Source organism: Agrobacterium sp. CNPSo 2736, assembly GCF_004005385.1.
GTDB lineage: Bacteria > Pseudomonadota > Alphaproteobacteria > Rhizobiales > Rhizobiaceae > Agrobacterium > Agrobacterium leguminum.
Map to the genome: position 1 here is coordinate 164,865 of NZ_RZTX01000009.1, position 16,519 is coordinate 181,383.

The following is a 16,519-nucleotide window of genomic DNA, read 5'->3' on the forward strand; positions in this document are numbered from 1 at the left end:
GCGGTGTCCTCATTCGGTACGGCATTCAGACGATGGAAAAACGCAGGCCGAAGGAGCGGCTTTCACCGGGCTGGATAATGTTGAATTCGCCTGCAGCCTCAAGTTCGCTCCGCCCCACCCAGCGATGCGAAACCGGCTCGATTCCGAGCACATTGGCCGGCTCCTGCTGGTTACGCCACATCTGCAGATAGGGCAGCGTCTCCGTGCGAAAACGCACGGTCAGCGTCTTCCCGCCAATGGCCGCGACGGGACCAAGCTTCAATTCCGCCCAATCATCATTGCCGGCGGGAACACAGAAAACATTGCCCGGCTCCTCGCCGAAACGCCAGCCATGGCCGCCGCCATCCAGCATCACACCCTTAAGCCGCACGGCATCGTCAAACAGACGAGCACCGATATTCATGTGATACATCAGGAACACCGGGATCGGCCGCTCGGACGTGTTAACGATCCGGTCATCGAGGCTGACTTCGCCGCTTTCCCCGTCGATACGCCATGTCCGTTCCAGAAGTGCGGTGCCACCATCGGCAAGCTTCACGGGAACCTCGACGCGCGCCAGTGCATTGGACTCATGAACATCGAACGCGATGATCGTCGCGGGATGGGAGGAAAAGGATCCATGCAGCGGATATCGACGCCCCTCACCGTCGCCATGGATCGGCTCGGGATGGCGGATATGGTCGGGGCCGCAGGTGAACAGAAAGCCTTCCAGCGAATGGTCGATGCGCGCATCGCCATCATCGGGGATGGCGCGGCCGGGCGCGATGTCGATGCCATCGACAACACAGGCGCCGATATCGAAAACGGAGGTTTCATCGAGGAAAATGCGTGGCGATCTGCCGGCCTGAAACGAACGCAAGACAACCTCCCTGTGGCAGTAAAAACGCATGAATCACGGAAACGCTACTAGTCGTGACGGAAATTAAGATTGCATTAACCGCGAATTCACCTTTTTCACAATAGGGTCAAGATTGCGGTGTGTTTATCGGTGAACAAGCAAGGGATAGCAGAATCGTGAAACAGTTTCTTAACGCAGCTCTGGGTCTGACAGTCGCGCTGGTGGCAGCTATCGCCCCGCTACAGGCTGGCGCGCAGCAGCGTTATGGCGATCAGCAGACGATGCTGGTGACCCCGGACGGTCGCGTGCTCGACTTCATGCCGGAGCGCGGCGATATCGTCATCAGCCGCGATGCGATGGGACGCACGGTGTTTTACGACCAGTACGGCAATCTCCTCGCCACCGAAATGCCCTCCGGCTACCAGCAGCGGCAGCAGGCGCGCCAGCGCGACACCACCTATTATCCGCCCGCCCCCGGCGGCCAGTATCGTGAGCCGCAGCGCGATTACGGCTATCAGGACAATGGCAGCGTGCGCGATTACCGCGAATATCGCGGCGACGGTTCCGACGAGAATTTCTACACCGGCTCCGTTCCCGCACCCGGTGCGGTGGAAAGCGGTCCGCTCGGCCAGCCGATGCCGGGCGAAAGCACCACGGCCGCCGTGCCGCAGCCGGACCACCTGATCGAGCGCCATACACCGGTGACAACGCCGGTCAATCGCTCGCGCCAGGAAATCGTTGCGCTCCAGACATTCCTCGACCGTGAAGGCATTTCGCCCGGCGTTATCGACGGCAAGATGGGCGACAACGTCAACAAGGCGATTGCCGCCTGGCAGGACATGACCGGCGAGAAGCTCGACCCCAACAATTCCGATGACATTCTGGAGCGTCTGCGCGCTTCCGGCGGTATGCCGATCGTCGACTACACCATCACCGCCGCCGACGCCGCCGGCCCCTATGTCGCCTCCATCCCGGACGACTATGCCGAGAAATCGCAGCTGCCTGCCCTCTCCTTCACCTCGACTTCGGAAGCGCTCGCCGAACGCTTCCACATGGATGAGAACTATCTGAAGGAACTGAACCCCGGCATCGATTTCTCCGTGCCCGGCACCATCATCAAGGTCGTCAATCCGGGCGAGACGAAAAAGGGACAGGTTGCCCGCATCGTCGCACATAAGGGCATCAAGCAGGTCTTCGCTTACGGTCAGGACGGCAATCTGATCGCCGCCTATCCCGCCACCATCGGTTCCACGGACACGCCCTCGCCAAGCGGCACGCACACGGTGGAGCGCATCGCGCTCAATCCCGGCTATACCTATAATCCGAAGATCAACTTCAAGCAGGGCCAGAACGACAAGATCCTGCAGATTCCGCCGGGTCCGAACGGCCCGGTCGGCACGGTCTGGATTGCGCTGTCGAAGCCGACCTATGGCATTCACGGCACGCCGGAACCCTCGAAGATCGGCAAGACCAACAGCCACGGCTGTATCCGCCTGACCAACTGGGATGCGACCGAACTGGCGAAAATGGTCCGCCCCGGCGTGGTGGTCGAATTCGCGGAATAGGATCGACCGAAAGAAAAGAGAAAAAGCCCGGCGGTTTGGTCCGCCGGGCTTTTTTTCATCTAAAGGCTTTTCAGTCGCGTTTTTCCGTGAGGAAATAAAGCAGGGCTGCCACCGGCAAGGCGAAGCCGATCCACGAGGCGGCTTGCCATTCGCCGACGGCATAGGCCCAGCCGCCAACGGCGGAACCGATTGCGCCGCCCATGAAGAATGTCGCCATATAGATACCGTTCAGGCGGCTGCGGAATTCCGCTCCGAGCGTGAAGATGGCACGCTGGCCAAGCACCAGATTGGTGGTGACGCCGAAATCCAGAACGATGGCGGCGACGACCAGAATGGCGAGCGCCAGATGTGAGCCTTCCGGTGCAAGATGCGTAACGGCGAAGGAGAGCGCCACCGCCACCAGGGCAAAAAAGGTGGCCGCACGCGTCCAGCCACGATCAGCCATCCGCCCGGCAATCGGCGCGGCCACGGTGCCGGCCGCACCGGCCAGTGCGAAGAGCGCGATCTCACCCTGACTCAGATTGAAATGCGGTCCGCTCAGATAAAGCGGCGTCGTGGTCCAGAACAGGCTGAAAGCCGCAAACAGGAAGGCGTGATAGATCGCCCGCCGCCGCAGGATCGGCGTGTGAAGCGCCAGCCGGCCCATCGAAGCCATCAAGGCCCCATAGCTGAGCCGCGCATCGGGCATACGGGCAGGCAGAAGCCGGAAAAGCACCACGGCAAGAAGCGCCATGACGGCCGCCGAGGTCAGAAACACACCCCGCCAGGAGACCACTTCCGATAACAGGCTGGAAACCGGCCGCGCCAGCATGATGCCGGCCATCAGCCCGCTCATGACATTGCCGACCACCCGGCCGCGAATGGCGTGCGGCGCCATATGGGCGGCATAGGGAACGATGACCTGCACCGCGACCGAACTGACGCCGACCAGAAAGGCCGCAATCAGAAACGGGGCCGCATGCGGCGCGAATGCCGCCGCCACAAGGGAAAGCACCGCCATAGCGACAGCGCTGACCACCAGCTTGCGGTTTTCAACGAGATCGCCGAGCGGCACGACAAACAGCAGACCGATACCGTAACCGATCTGGGTCAGGGTCACGATCAGTCCGGTCGCGCCGGCAGAAAGACCAAGTTCCGCCCCGATGATGCCGGCCAGCGGCTGGCCATAATAAAGATTGGCGGCAATCAGTCCGCAGGCTGTCGCCAAGAGGAACGTCAAGGCCGGGGAAATGGATGTTGCCTCGACATCATCCCCTTCAATTACACGCGTCGTCATCATTTTCTCCAATATGGAAACAATCGTTTCCTAAATAGTCACAAAATCAATCGGCAAGCTTCATGGCGATATCCACCACGGCCACCATGTCTTTGAGGCTGCGCCCCGTCTTTCCCACCACGCGCATGCCGTACATCATGCACAGCATCGCCCGGGCGAGATCATCGGGATCGGCCTTCGAACGCACGGAACCATCCTTCTGCCCTTCGGCAACGAGGCGGGCGACAATTCGCTCCCTCGCCTTCACCGCCCGCTCCACCACGATTGCAATATCGTCATCCAGAGCCGCCAGATCGGCAGCAGCACCAACCACCAGACATCCGTCAGAGCCGACACCGCCATGCGACCGTTCCGCATAGAACATCAGGCCCGCCCTCAGACGCTCATAACCGGTGTCACAACCGGCCACCGCCGCCTCGAAACGCTCGGTCTGCACGATCCTGTAGCGTTCCATCGTGGCGATGAAGATGGCTTTCTTGTCCTTGAAAGCCTTGTAAAGACTGCCCTGCGCCAGTTCCATCGCATCGGTAAGATCACCGACGGAGGTGGCATGATAACCGCGTCGCGAAAAAACACGGATCGCCCCATCGAGCGCACGGTCGACGTCAAACTCGCGCGGCCTGCCGCGATGGCGCTGCTCCGGTGAAAGGGTCTGGTTGATATTGCTCATGGCCGGAATATAGGAAACGATCATTTCCAAATCAAGCAAATAATGAAGCCATCGCTGAAAAGCGACGACTGACACGCCGGCAAGCCTGATGGCCGCCGATGGTCCGAGGCAGCATCATCCGTCTGCGGTTATGACCGCCGCAGACGGATCGAAAGTTGAAAGCAATATTTCAGGCGGCTTTACGGGTGAAAAGGCGCGCGGGTGGCGTACCGAGCCGCAACAGGCGTTTCGGCAGCAGGTCAAGCACTTCGCCCGCGAATGCTCTGGCATTCTCGACCGCCTTGTCGATATTGCTCACCTTGGTCTTATCGAGACAGAGAAGCGTGCCGCCAAGGTCGAAAATATCGCGATAGGCGGCTCTCTCAACGATCGGTGTGTTGAGAACCGAGACATTTTTCTCGGCCAGCAGCATCTTGACCAGCAGCAGCGAACGCGTCGCCACCATGGCGTTGACCCGCGTCAGCACGATGGAATGGGCAATCTCCTTGCCCATCTTGCGGTTCAGAAATTCGATATGGTCCAGAACCTCGGCGGCCCCGCGGGCATCCATGGCGCAGCCCTGAACCGGGATCAGCACATGATCGGAAATGCCGAGAGCCATGGTCAGAAGCGGGGTCTTCGCTCCCGGCAGATCGATGATGAAACAGTCGGTGCTGGTTTTATTCTCGCGAATATGGCCCTCAAGCGACGCCATCGTCACATGCGAAATCACCGAAAGATTTTCGATATCGCCTGATAATTCGTACCAGCGGGAAATCCACAATTGCGGATCGGCATCCAGAACCGTCACGCGATGGCCGCTGCGGGCCAGTTCGGTTGCCAGAAGCAGCACGGCCGTGGTTTTTCCGGCACCGCCCTTGGTATTGGCGAAAGTGATGACTGACATGATACCCCCTGTTGGTCAGAGCCGTTTCATGCTCATTCACGCACCGAAGCAATTCATGGTGCTTTCCACAATCTTAACGAACAGGGTTAATAAAAGGCTAAGAACGGTTATGCCGCGCACCGAAAAGCCCGCGACCGGGTCGTCGCGGGCTTCTCAGTTCAGTGGATTACATCAGCTTGCGGCAGGAGCCCACATCGTCCGTACGCAACCGGCCGGCTTTAAGATCTTCATATTTGGGCAGATTTAGCGAACCGCCCAGCCTTTTCTCAACGGTATTGCGATCAAGCGAAATCATGCGCCCGGCACTGGTGAAGGACACCATGCCATTTTTTCCGGAATAGGCCATGGTCGCGCGCATCTCGCAAAAATAGCGGTCAGAACCTTTAGAAAGGTTCCAGCCTCGAATTCCCGCCTTGTTGCTCGAGAGGGCTCCAACTTTGTAGCCCTGCCCTGAAAGTTCCTTAAAAGAAGCAGCCTGCGCAACGACAGGCGCCCCCAACAACGCCACCGCGATCAGTAACGAAAAAAGTGAGAATCTCGCGGTCACCCTGGCCACCCTTTAAAAGCAATCCTCGAACAACTTTCTGGTATTTTCCAGCGTCATCGGCACCGGATTACCACCGCAGCTCGGATCCTTGATCGCTTCCGCCGCCAGTTCGTCGATACGATCCGGCTTGATGCCCATGGCGGTCAGGTTTTCCGGTACGCCGAGTTCCTTGCGAAGCTCCAGCACGTAATCATAAAAACCGTCGAAACCGCCGGAGATACCGAGATAGGCGGCCGCGCGGGCAATCTTGTCTTCGATGGCCGGACGATTGAAGCGCAGCACTGCCGGCATGACGACGGCATTGGTCATGCCGTGATGGGTGTTGTAGACAGCGCCGATCGGATGCGAGAGCGAGTGAATGGCCCCGAGACCCTTCTGGAACGCCACCGCCCCCATCGCCGCCGCTGCCATCATATTGGTGCGCGCTTCGATATCCGTGCCGTCCTTGTAGGCGCGCGGCAGGAATTCCTTGACGAGACGCAGGCCCTCCAGCGCCACGCCGGCGCTCATCGGATGGAAGAACGGCGACGAATAAGCCTCGAGGCAATGGGCGAAAGCATCCATGCCCGTGCCGGCCGTGATGACCTTCGGCATGCCGACCGTCAGTTCCGGATCGCAGATGACGACGCCGGGCAACAGCTTCGGATGGAAGATGATCTTCTTCACATGGGTCTGCGAATTGGTGATGACGCTGGCGCGGCCGACTTCCGAACCCGTGCCAGCGGTTGTCGGGACAGCGACAATGGGCGCGATCTTGGAAGCATCCGCCCGGGTCCACCAGTCACCGATATCCTCGAAATCCCAGACCGGACGCGTCTGTCCTGCCATAAAGGCGATGGTCTTGCCGAGATCGAGACCCGAGCCGCCGCCGAAGGCTACGACACCGTCATGACCGCCATCGCGATAGGCTTTCACGCCGGCTTCCATGTTGATTTCGTTCGGGTTCGGATCGACCTCGGCGAAGATCGCCCGGCCGAGGCCCGCCTCTTCCAGCACTTCGAGCGCATGCGCGGTGATCGCCATATTGGCAAGGCCGCGATCCGTCACGAGCAGCGGCTTCTTGATGCCGAGCGTCTTGCAGGCTTCCGCCAGTTCCTTGATCCGGCCACGGCCAAGCTTGACGGCGGTGGGGTAGCTCCAGTTGGCGACGATATTCATTTCGTGACTTTCTTCAGATGGTAGGATTTCGGGCGGGTCAGGTTCTGGAAACCGAGGACAGAAAGTGAACCGCCACGGCCGGTTTCCTTCACACCGGTCCAGCAAAGCGCCGGATCCAGATAATCGGCGCGGTTCATGAACACGGTTCCGGTCTCGATCTCGCGGCCGATCCTTGCTGCCCGTGTCGCATCCTGCGTCCAGAGCGAAGCCGTGAGGCCGTATTTGCTGTCATTCATCAGCGCGATGGCTTCATCGTCGTTCTTGACCTTCATGATGCCGATGGCGGGACCGAAAGTCTCTTCGGTCATGAATTCCATGGAATGATCGACATTGACGAGGATCTGCGGTGCGACATAAGCACTCTCGCCATCATCGGCCGGGAAAAGCTTCTGATCGACCAGCGCCCTGGCGCCCTTGGCAACGGCGTCGGCAATCTGCGCCCGCACCACCTTGGCAAACCGCTTGTTGGCCATCGGCCCGAGCGTGGTTTCCTGCTCAAGCGGATTGCCGAGCTTGTAGTTCGAAACCCACGCCACGGACTTCTCGACGAATTCGTCGTAAAGGTTTTCATTGACGTAGATGCGCTCGATACCGCAGCAGCATTGCCCGGAATTATAGGTGCCGCCATCCATCAGCGTATCGACGGCGGCGTCGAGATCGGCATCCTCCATCACATAACCGGGGTCCTTGCCGCCGAGTTCAAGCCCGAGGCCGGTGAAAGTGCCGGCAGCGGCGCGCTCGATGGCACGGCCGCCTTCCACCGAACCGGTGAAGTTGACGAAGTTGAACAGGCCCTCGGAAATCAGCGCAGAAGTCGTTCCATGGTCGAGGAAGACGTTGATGAAGACATCGTCAGGCACGCCAGCCTCGACAAAAGCCCGCACCATGCGCTCGCCGACCAGCAACGTTTGCGCCGCATGTTTGATGACCACCGTATTGCCAGCCATCAAGGCGGGCGCGACGGTGTTGATCGCCGTCATGTAGGGATAGTTCCACGGCGCGATGACGAAGACCACGCCATGCGCCTCGCGCTCGATGCGACGTTCGAAATTGCCGCTTTCCTCGATGACGAGCGGCGCCAGCGCATCGGCGGCAATCGACGCGACATAGTTGGAGCGTTCGTTGAAACCCTTGAACTCGCCGCCATAACGCACCGGACGGCCCATCATATGCGCCAGTTCCGGCACAACGTCCGCCACCATTTCATTGAGGCGCGTCACACCTTTGAGAACCAGCTGAACGCGGTCCTCCAGCGGACGTCGAGCCCAGTCTTTCTGCGCCTTGCGCGCTTTCGAAACGGCGGCCCGCGCCGCCTCCAGCGACATCGCCTCCCGCTCGGCATAAACCGAGCCATCGATGGGCGAGATATTCTGGATCATGGTCATGATATTTTCCCGTAATGATTAGGCCCGTTCGAAACCGCGCGCCACTTCCCAGTCGGTCACGCGGCGGTCGTATTCTTCCTGTTCCCACCGTCCGGCATGGACATAATGATCGATCACATCGTCGCCGAAAGCGTTGCGCAGCATTTTCGATCCGTCCAGAAAGGCAGTGGCGTCACGCAGGGTCTTGGGTATCTCGCGCACATCCTTGCCGCCATAGGCGTCACCGACAAAGGCGGGCTCAAGTTCAAGTTTATTTTCGATGCCGTCAATGCCCGCCGCAAGAAGAGCAGCCATTGCGAGATAGGGATTGAGATCGGATCCGCCGACGCGGCATTCGATGCGGATGCCCTTCGTGCCCTCGCCGCACAGGCGATATCCGGCCGTGCGGTTGTCGAGGCTCCAGATCGCCTTGGTCGGCGCAAACGTGCCGGCCATGAACCGCTTATAGGAATTGATATAGGGCGCCAGAAAATAGGTTATTTCGCTGGCATGGGCGAGAAGCCCGGCAACATAATGCCGCATCAGCTCCGACATGCCGTGTTTGGCGTCCTTGTCGAGGAAGGCCGGTGTCTTGCCATCGAGGCTCCACAGCGACTGGTGAATATGCGAGGAACTGCCGGCGGCGTTATAGTTCCACTTGGCAAGGAACGTCACCGCCTTGCCCTTGGACCAGGCGATTTCCTTGGTAGCGTTCTTGATGATGGCGTGCCGGTCGGCCATGGTCAGCGCTTCGGCATAACGAACGTTGATTTCCGCCTGGCCGGGAGACGCCTCACCCTTCGAGTTTTCAACCGGAATGCCGGCGCCCTGCAGGCCCTTGCGCAGCGCCCGCATGACATCCTCTTCCTTGGTGGTCTGGAAGATATGGTAATCCTCATTATAGCCGCTGGCGAGGTTCAGCCCCTTGTAGCCGCTGGCGCGCGCCGCATCGAAAGTCTGGTCGAACAAGAAAAATTCCAGCTCGGTCGCCATAAAGGCTTTCAGCCCCATGGCCTCCAGCCGCGCCACCTGCTTTTTCAGCAGCGCACGCGGCGAATGCGGCACCTCTTCATGGGTGTGATGGTCAAGCACGTCGCATAGCACCAGCGCCGTGCCTTCCAGCCACGGCACGCGCCGCAGCGTCGAAAGATCGGGTTTCAGCACATAGTCGCCATAACCCTTTTCCCAGCTGGAGGATTTATAGCCGGGAACGGTCTCCATCTCCATGTCGGTGGCAAGCACATAATTGCAGCTATGGGTTTCCTCAAAGGCGCTTTCAACGAAGAATTCCGCCTGAAACCGTTTGCCCATCAGACGCCCCTGCATGTCGACAAGGCAGGCCAGAACCGTGTCGATGCGCCCCTCGGCGACATCCATTTTAAGCGCGTCGAATGTGTAGCTCGTCATTTTGTCCGTTCCCTTTTATTGTGGCGACCGGGCGGCCGGGATGCGGCCGCCCGTTTCGTTTGAGCATCAGGCCTTTGCAGCCGCTGCGGCAACCGCAGCCTGCTTGTGCTCCAGCGCGAATTCCTCTTCCGGCGACAGGATGAGGCGGTGGCGTCCGACAAAGGCGAAATAGGCAATCGCCACGGCAAACCAGACCGCCACCCAGAGCACGCCCTTGGTGAAGTTCGGATCCTGGATCTGGTAAAGCAATGTCACGATGGCGATGATGACCGTCAGCACCGCGCCCGGAATGCCGAAGGGCGAACGGAACGGCCGCTCGATATGTGGCAGGTTCTTTCGGAGCAGAATGAAGGAAATCGCCTGCATGATGTAGGAGAACATCGCACCGAACACGGCCATGTTCAAAAGCACGCTGCCGATGATGCTGCCGCCCTGTTCCGCACCCAGCGCGAACCAGATGACGAGCATGACCGCCAAGCCGACAATCGCGCCGGTGATGTTGGCAACGTATGGCGTGCGGTATTTGGAATGGGTGATCGACAGCACGGTCGGGAAGTAACCCGCACGCGACAGCGAATAGATCTGCCGGCCCTGTGCATAGAGGATCGTATGGAAGCTGGCGATCAGGCCGGTCAAGGCAACGAGACCCAGCACCACCACACCGCCATCGCCATAGATCGCCTTGAAACCATCGAGCAGCGGCTCGAGCGAGGAGCTGAGATGGAAGGCGCCGACGCCCGGCAAAGACGGGTTGAGCAGCACGATCATGAAGGCCGAAACCATCAGCGTCACCATGCCGAGGATGATGCCCTTCGGCATGTCGCGCTTGGGATCGACCGATTCTTCCGCCGCCAGCGGCAGTTGCTCGATGGCGAGGAACAGCCAGACCGCGAAAGGCAGCGTGGCGAGAACGCCCGAGAACCCGAAGGGGAAGAAGGAACCGCCGCCCTCCGGCAGCTCCACCGCCTTGCCGTCAGGTCCGACACCGATATTGAGCGCGAAACGCGAAAAATCGATGTTGGGAATGGCGCTGATCCAGAAGAACACCAGAACGGCAAGCGAAATCAGCGTGATAACCAGCGTCACCTTGAAGGAAAGCTCAAGCCCGAAGACATTGAGCGCAAGGAATATCGCGTAAAACGCTATCCATACGAAGGGTGAATAGGCCGGATCGAGTCCGAGAATGGAGTTCACATAGGCCGTGATGAAGGTGACGACGACCGCCGGCGTCAGCACATATTCGACATTCTCGCAAAGTCCGGTGATGAAGCCGCCCCATGGGCCCATGGCCGTGCGGGCGAAGGAATAGGCCGCACCCGTATGCGGCAAGGCCGGGCTCATTTCCGCAATCGAGAATGTCAGCCCGAGATACATGATGGCGATGATGATGCCCGCCACCAGCATGCCGCCCCAGCCGCCGGTGGAAAAGCCGAAATTCCATCCGGAAAAATGCCCGGAAATGACCGCGCCGACGCCGAGCGACCAGAGCGACCACACGCCCGCATAACGGGATAGTCCGCGTTTTTCGAAATAGGATGCATCAGCTTTCTTGTAGCTGACGCCTGACGATGAACTGTCCATGCCCTTCTCTCCTGAATAAGAAAAAAACAAGCCAGTCAGCCGTTATTGGCCGATTGTGCCCCAGTTTCCGGCTTCACCCGGGAGTTCCCGCGATTGGCCGCACGCACTTGCTGTTCCCTTGCCGCTTCGTGTTTTTCCGGCTGCATGGCCGGTTTTTATAAAATGGCGGCAGTCTCATCTGGCAGCCGGCCCCGGTGTTTTCACCATCGGCCGGCCATAGCTCCCTCACTCATCGATAGATGAGAGCGCCTTCCCCATAAGCTCGTGGAGAAAACCGGCGATTGCCGCCTGCTCTCCTTCATTGGTGATGAGATCGTTGCGGATCTCGATCATGACGTTCAAAAGCCCGTCCGGCAGCGCATGAAGCCGCAGCGTATGCGTCACGCCGTCTTCCGGGCCATAGGGATCGTTACGGTTGACCGTAAGCGAGGACCCTTCGGCGCCCGCCAGCATCGCATCCGCGAGACGGCTGTCGGTATCGTGCAGGATGCCGATCTCAACCTTTCGGAACCGGCCGTGATAAACCGGCGTGAAACTGTGGATGGTCACCACCACCACGTTGCGGCCATCCGCCTGCCGCGCGGCAATGATCTCGCTCACCCGGTCATGAAACGGCACATAAAGTGCTGAGGTGCGGGCGAACCGCTCCGCTTCGCTGAGATCGAAATTGCCGGGAATATCGTAAATCTCGCTTTTCACCGGCATGGCGGAAGGCGATTCGGGCGGCCGGTTGCAATCGTAGACAAGGCGCGAAAACCGCTGGTAGACGAGCGTGGCGTCAAACTTTTCCGAAAGCAGCCGGGCAACGGCCAGAGCGCCCGGATCCCACGCCGCATGGCTCGAAAGCACCTCCGGCGAAAGACCCAGTGTACCGAATTTCTGCGGGATGGTGGCGGAGGCATGTTCGCAGACGAGAAGGACGACGCCCTTTGCCCCAGCATTCTCGATGCCGACGGCCTGCCCTTCCGCTTCTGTGAAAAACCGTGACCGCACCGTCATGCACGAACCCCGCCCGGAAACCCCGTCGCTCCGTCAATGCCGAAAAGAATTCTTCACATTATTGCGAGTGTCAAATGGAATTTTGAAATTTTCTCTTCATTTTCCCATTGACTCGATAGCTGGCACAGATGTTTATTTTAGCCATGCACCGGCAGAAGACCGGAAGGGGAAAAATTTGCGCAGCACGACGGCGACCGTGTCGGATGTCATCCATGCCCACTATGATGCGCTGACCCGTTCGGAAAAACGGCTGGCGGAGAGCCTGCTCGGCAACTACCCCGTCTCCGGCCTCGGCAGCATCACCACCATTGCGGAAAATGCCGGCGTTTCGACGCCGACGGTGGCGCGCATGGTGCAGAAGCTCGGCTACAAGGGCTATCCGGAATTTCAGGCGCATCTGCACCAGGAACTGGAAGCGACGATCTCCGGCCCCATCGCCAAACATGACCGCTGGGCAACCAATGCGCCCGGCCTGCACATTCTCAACCGCTTCGCAGATGCCATCACCGGCAATCTGCGCGATACGCTGAGCGATCTCGACACCGCCGTCTTCGACAATGCCGCAGCGCTGCTTTCCGACCGCAAGCGCAGCATCTATTTCGTCGGCGGGCGCATCACCGGTGCGATTGCCGAATATTTCTTCACCCATATGCAGGTGATCCGGCCGAAGACGACGCTGATGTCGTCGAATTCCAGCGCCTGGCCGCAATATATGCTGAACATGAGCGCCGGCGACGTGCTCGTTATCTTCGACATCCGCCGCTACGAGCACGACATGACGACGCTGGCCGAAGTGGCGAAAGCCAACGGCGTGCAGATCATTCTCTTCACCGATCAATGGACATCGCCGGTGGCGCGCCACGCGCTGCACATTTTCCGCGTCAGGATCGAGGCTCCCTCGGCATGGGATTCCTCCGTTGTCACCCTGTTCGTGGTCGAAGCCCTGATCGAAGCGGTGCAGAGCGGCACCTGGGATGAAACCAGGGAACGCATGAATGCACTGGAAGGCCTGTTCGAACAGACGCGGCTGTTCCGCAGGCCGCAAAGAACATGAATTTGCATAGCCGGCATACGACTTGACGCGGATGCCGCACGCTGATTGGATACCTGCGATCGCCGCCAGCACGATAAAGCAGGGGAAAACACCAAGCTGGGGAACGCATCTGATCTAACGGACGACAACGGGCAACTCCCGCAATTGCAGGCACACAAGCCTGATAATGGCGGAAAACGAGTGTAAAGTGGCGGAATCCGGATAAATAAATTGCAATCCAGCCGTCACATTAGCTTCATCGAGAATCCGTATCAGCGTCCGCAATATGAGAACACGAAGAGGAGAAAAAAGTGATCTCTCACTGCCGCCGACTGCTTGCTACGACCACTGCACTGGTCATCGCTTCCACCGCGATCGCCGCCGCTGAGCCGAGCGCCGAACTGATCGCTGCCGCCAAGAAGGAAGGCATGCTGACCACGGTCGCGCTGCCGCACGACTGGTGCGGTTACGGCGACGTTATCGCCGCTTTCAAGGCGAAGTACCCGGAAATCACCGTCAACGAACTGAACCCGGACGCCGGCTCCGCCGATGAAGTCGAAGCCATCAAGGCGAACAAGGACAACAAGGGCCCGCAGGCTCCTGACGTCGTAGACGTCGGTCTCGCCTTCGGCCCGCAGATGAAGGCCGAAGGCCTGCTGCAGCCTTACAAGGTCTCCACCTGGGACGAAATCCCCGACAACGTCAAGGATCCGGAAGGTTACTGGTACGGCGACTATTACGGCGTCATGTCGATGTTCGTGAACAAGGACCTCGTCAAGAATACGCCGAAGGACTGGGCCGACCTGCAGAAGCCGGAATATTCCGGTCAGGTAGCGCTTGCCGGCGATCCGCGCGCCTCCAACCAGGCGATCCTCGGCGTTCTCGCCGCCGGTCTTTCCACCGGTGCAAAGTCTGGCAAGGAAGCCGGTGAAGCCGGCCTGAAATATTTCGCCGACCTCAACAAGGCCGGTAACTTCCTGCCGGTCATCGGCAAGGCCGGTACGCTGGCACAGGGCGCGACCCCGATCATCATCGCCTGGGACTATAACGCCCTTTCCTGGAAGAAGACGCTGAACGACAACCCGCCGACGGAAGTCGTCGTCCCTGAGAAGGGCGTTCTCGCCGGCGTTTACGTGCAGGGCATTTCCGCCTACGCGCCACACCCGAACGCCGCCAAGCTGTGGATGGAGCACCTCTATTCCGACGACGGTCAGCTCGGCTGGCTGAAGGGTTATTGCCACCCGATCCGCTTCAACGCCATGGTCAAGGCCGGCAAGGTTCCGCAGGAACTGATCGACAGCCTGCCGCCGGCCGCAGCCTATGAAAAGGCGATCTTCCCGACGCTCGAGGAAGTCGACGCCAACAAGGCTGCCGTCACCGGCGGCTGGGACAGCGTTGTCGGCGCGAACGTGAAGTAAACTGTTGAAAACGCACCCCGGCCGATCAAAAAGCCGGGGTGCTTCTTTTATAATGAATACCTTAATAGACAGACCGTTTTGAAAGCGGCGTTTGGGGACAAGGCATGTCATCGACCAACACCGGCGGACCTTCCGACGCTGGCAGAAAACTGCCTCTTCACTGGATAGGGATCGTACCTTTTGCCGTTTTTGTTCTGCTGTTTCTGATTCTGCCGACGATGAAGATCGTCATCGGCGCGTTTCAGCAGACGGATGGCAGCTTCACGCTGGAAAATATCGCCGGGCTTTTCACCTCCTCCATCCTTGCGGCCTACTGGATTTCGATCAAGATCAGCCTCGCTTCGGCGGCGCTGGGCTGCCTGATCGGTTTTGCCGTCGCCGCCGCCGTGGTGCTTGGCGGATTGCCGCAGCGCATTCGCGGACCGCTTCTGACCTTTTCCGGCGTTGCCTCGCAATTCGCCGGCGTGCCGCTCGCCTTCGCCTTCATCGCCACGCTCGGCCCGGTCGGCCTCCTGACCGTCTTTCTGAAGACCCAGGTCGGCATCGATCTCAGGCTCCTCGGCTTCAACATCCTGTCCTTCTGGGGTCTCACCGTCACCTATCTGTTCTTCCAGATACCGTTGATGATCCTCATCATCACGCCGGCGCTGGACGGGCTGAAACGCGAATGGCGCGAGGCTGCGGAAATCCTCGGCGCAACCGGCCTGCAATATTGGCGCATGGTGGCCTTCCCCATCCTGCTGCCGTCGCTGCTTGGCACCATGTCGCTGCTCTTCGCCAACGCCTTCGGCGCGGTGGCGACCGCAATCGCGCTCACCGGCTCCTCGCTCAACATCGTGCCCATCCTGCTTTTCGCGCAGATTCGCGGCGACGTTCTCGGCAACCCGCATCTCGGCTACGCGCTCGCCTTCGGCATGATCGTCGTCACCGGCATTGCCAATGCGCTATATATCTGGCTGCGCGCCCGCAGCGAAAGGTGGCTGAAATGAAGCGGTTTTTCGCCTGGGGCGCGCTGATCTTCGGCCTGCTCTATTTCGCCCTGCCGCTGATCGGCATGACCAACTTCTCGCTGAAAATGCGGCGCGGCGAATATTCCTTCGACGCCTATGCCAAGGTGCTGACCGATCCGCGCTTTCAGGAAACCTTCAGCTATTCCGTGGTGATGGCGCTGTTCACCATCGTCTTCGGGGTTCTGCTGGTGGTGCCCACCGCCTATTGGGTGCGCCTGAAACTGCCAGGCCTGCGCCCCTATATCGAGTTCATCACGCTTTTGCCGCTGGTCATTCCGGCCATCGTCATCGTCTTCGGTTACATCCGGCTTTACAACACGTCGAGCTGGCTGCCGCTGACCGGCACGAGCTTCGGCACCAACCTGCTGTTGATGTTCGGTTATGCCACACTGGCCTTGCCCTATATGTACCGCGCCGTCGATACCGGCCTCCGAACCATCGATGTGGCGACGCTCACGGAAGCGGCTCAGAGCCTTGGCGCGGGCTGGACGACCATCCTCTCGCGCATCATCCTGCCCAATGTTCTGGTCGCCGTGCTGTCCGGTGCGTTCCTGACCTTCGCCATCGTCATCGGTGAATTCACCATGGCAGCCCTTTTGAACCGCCCGGCCTTCGGCCCCTACATGCAGCTGCTTGGCGCCAACCGCGCCTATGAACCGGCCGCACTTGCCGTGATTTCCTTCGGCATCACCTGGGGTTGCCTGGGTCTGATCCAACTCGTTTCACGCTACCAGAAGGGCGCGCCTCCCAAGGCCTGAGGACAATAT

The 16,519-nt window shown here is 59.7% G+C and carries 15 protein-coding genes; 5 read left to right on the top strand and 10 right to left on the bottom strand.

The window, feature by feature from the left end:
- Nucleotides 1–25 precede the first annotated feature (25 nt).
- Nucleotides 26–859 (bottom strand): aldose 1-epimerase family protein, encoded by an 834-nt coding sequence (locus EM858_RS16505; RefSeq protein ID WP_127757282.1) that lies wholly within the window; start codon nucleotides 857–859, stop codon nucleotides 26–28.
- 155 nt (nucleotides 860–1,014) lie between these two features.
- Between EM858_RS16505 and EM858_RS16510 the strand changes: the two genes are divergently transcribed.
- Complete coding sequence (locus EM858_RS16510) at nucleotides 1,015–2,403, top strand: L,D-transpeptidase (protein ID WP_080816439.1); 1,389 nt, start codon at nucleotides 1,015–1,017, stop codon at nucleotides 2,401–2,403.
- A 70-nt stretch (nucleotides 2,404–2,473) separates the two neighbouring features.
- Here EM858_RS16510 and EM858_RS16515 read toward each other — a convergent pair whose 3' ends face one another.
- The 9 genes from EM858_RS16515 to EM858_RS16560 all read right to left on the bottom strand — a co-directional run bounded on the left by EM858_RS16515 (nucleotide 2,474) and on the right by EM858_RS16560 (nucleotide 12,291).
- Nucleotides 2,474–3,679, bottom strand: a complete 1,206-nt coding sequence (locus EM858_RS16515; protein ID WP_020813639.1) for an MFS transporter — start codon at nucleotides 3,677–3,679, stop codon at nucleotides 2,474–2,476.
- Nucleotides 3,680–3,725: 46 nt separating this feature from the next.
- Nucleotides 3,726–4,373 carry a TetR/AcrR family transcriptional regulator gene (locus EM858_RS16520; protein ID WP_080818665.1) on the bottom strand — a complete coding sequence of 216 codons (648 nt, stop codon included), beginning with the start codon at nucleotides 4,371–4,373 and terminating at the stop codon, nucleotides 3,726–3,728.
- A gap of 145 nt (nucleotides 4,374–4,518) precedes the next feature.
- Nucleotides 4,519–5,235 carry a ParA family protein gene (locus EM858_RS16525; RefSeq protein WP_127757283.1) on the bottom strand — a complete coding sequence of 239 codons (717 nt, stop codon included), beginning with the start codon at nucleotides 5,233–5,235 and terminating at the stop codon, nucleotides 4,519–4,521.
- Nucleotides 5,236–5,401: 166 nt separating this feature from the next.
- The gene (locus EM858_RS16535; RefSeq protein ID WP_127757285.1) at nucleotides 5,402–5,782 is read right to left on the bottom strand and encodes a hypothetical protein; all 381 of its coding nucleotides are present in this window, start codon (nucleotides 5,780–5,782) and stop codon (nucleotides 5,402–5,404) included.
- A 12-nt stretch (nucleotides 5,783–5,794) separates the two neighbouring features.
- Complete coding sequence (locus EM858_RS16540) at nucleotides 5,795–6,940, bottom strand: iron-containing alcohol dehydrogenase (RefSeq protein ID WP_127757286.1); 1,146 nt, start codon at nucleotides 6,938–6,940, stop codon at nucleotides 5,795–5,797.
- Nucleotides 6,937–8,325 (bottom strand): aldehyde dehydrogenase family protein, encoded by a 1,389-nt coding sequence (locus tag EM858_RS16545; RefSeq protein ID WP_127757287.1) that lies wholly within the window; start codon nucleotides 8,323–8,325, stop codon nucleotides 6,937–6,939. The genes EM858_RS16540 and EM858_RS16545 overlap by 4 nt, the downstream gene beginning before the upstream one ends.
- An 18-nt stretch (nucleotides 8,326–8,343) precedes the next feature.
- Nucleotides 8,344–9,711: a glutamine synthetase family protein gene (locus EM858_RS16550; RefSeq protein ID WP_080818662.1), complete on the bottom strand. Its 1,368-nt coding sequence runs from the start codon at nucleotides 9,709–9,711 to the stop codon at nucleotides 8,344–8,346.
- Nucleotides 9,712–9,777: 66 nt separating this feature from the next.
- On the bottom strand, nucleotides 9,778–11,292 hold the full coding sequence (locus EM858_RS16555; protein ID WP_003522809.1) for an amino acid permease: 1,515 nt from the start codon (nucleotides 11,290–11,292) through the stop codon (nucleotides 9,778–9,780).
- 225 nt (nucleotides 11,293–11,517) lie between these two features.
- The gene (locus EM858_RS16560; RefSeq protein WP_127757288.1) at nucleotides 11,518–12,291 is read right to left on the bottom strand and encodes an N-formylglutamate amidohydrolase; all 774 of its coding nucleotides are present in this window, start codon (nucleotides 12,289–12,291) and stop codon (nucleotides 11,518–11,520) included.
- A gap of 175 nt (nucleotides 12,292–12,466) precedes the next feature.
- Here EM858_RS16560 and EM858_RS16565 point away from each other — a divergent pair, with 175 nt between their 5' ends.
- The 4 genes from EM858_RS16565 to EM858_RS16585 all read left to right on the top strand — a co-directional run bounded on the left by EM858_RS16565 (nucleotide 12,467) and on the right by EM858_RS16585 (nucleotide 16,510).
- Nucleotides 12,467–13,345 (top strand): MurR/RpiR family transcriptional regulator, encoded by an 879-nt coding sequence (locus tag EM858_RS16565; protein ID WP_080816423.1) that lies wholly within the window; start codon nucleotides 12,467–12,469, stop codon nucleotides 13,343–13,345.
- A 290-nt stretch (nucleotides 13,346–13,635) separates the two neighbouring features.
- Nucleotides 13,636–14,742 carry an ABC transporter substrate-binding protein gene (locus EM858_RS16575; RefSeq protein ID WP_020009254.1) on the top strand — a complete coding sequence of 369 codons (1,107 nt, stop codon included), beginning with the start codon at nucleotides 13,636–13,638 and terminating at the stop codon, nucleotides 14,740–14,742.
- Between the two features lie 104 nt (nucleotides 14,743–14,846).
- The gene (locus tag EM858_RS16580; protein ID WP_020009253.1) at nucleotides 14,847–15,731 is read left to right on the top strand and encodes an ABC transporter permease subunit; all 885 of its coding nucleotides are present in this window, start codon (nucleotides 14,847–14,849) and stop codon (nucleotides 15,729–15,731) included.
- Nucleotides 15,728–16,510, top strand: a complete 783-nt coding sequence (locus EM858_RS16585) for an ABC transporter permease (RefSeq protein ID WP_127757289.1) — start codon at nucleotides 15,728–15,730, stop codon at nucleotides 16,508–16,510. Before EM858_RS16580 ends, EM858_RS16585 begins: the two co-directional genes overlap by 4 nt.
- Nucleotides 16,511–16,519 lie beyond the last annotated feature (9 nt).

What these genes read in the sequence shown, in the direction of transcription:
- EM858_RS16515 (WP_020813639.1), bottom strand. Translation starts at nt 3,679, where the DNA reads ATGACGACGCGTGTAATTGAAGGGGATGATGTCGAGGCAACATCCATT.
- EM858_RS16520 (WP_080818665.1), bottom strand. Translation starts at nt 4,373, where the DNA reads ATGATCGTTTCCTATATTCCGGCCATGAGCAATATCAACCAGACCCTT.
- EM858_RS16525 (WP_127757283.1), bottom strand. Translation starts at nt 5,235, where the DNA reads ATGTCAGTCATCACTTTCGCCAATACCAAGGGCGGTGCCGGAAAAACC.
- EM858_RS16540 (WP_127757286.1), bottom strand. Translation starts at nt 6,940, where the DNA reads ATGAATATCGTCGCCAACTGGAGCTACCCCACCGCCGTCAAGCTTGGC.
- EM858_RS16545 (WP_127757287.1), bottom strand. Translation starts at nt 8,325, where the DNA reads ATGACCATGATCCAGAATATCTCGCCCATCGATGGCTCGGTTTATGCC.
- EM858_RS16550 (WP_080818662.1), bottom strand. Translation starts at nt 9,711, where the DNA reads ATGACGAGCTACACATTCGACGCGCTTAAAATGGATGTCGCCGAGGGG.
- EM858_RS16555 (WP_003522809.1), bottom strand. Translation starts at nt 11,292, where the DNA reads ATGGACAGTTCATCGTCAGGCGTCAGCTACAAGAAAGCTGATGCATCC.
- EM858_RS16560 (WP_127757288.1), bottom strand. Translation starts at nt 12,291, where the DNA reads ATGACGGTGCGGTCACGGTTTTTCACAGAAGCGGAAGGGCAGGCCGTC.
- EM858_RS16580 (WP_020009253.1), top strand. Translation starts at nt 14,847, where the DNA reads ATGTCATCGACCAACACCGGCGGACCTTCCGACGCTGGCAGAAAACTG.
- EM858_RS16585 (WP_127757289.1), top strand. Translation starts at nt 15,728, where the DNA reads ATGAAGCGGTTTTTCGCCTGGGGCGCGCTGATCTTCGGCCTGCTCTAT.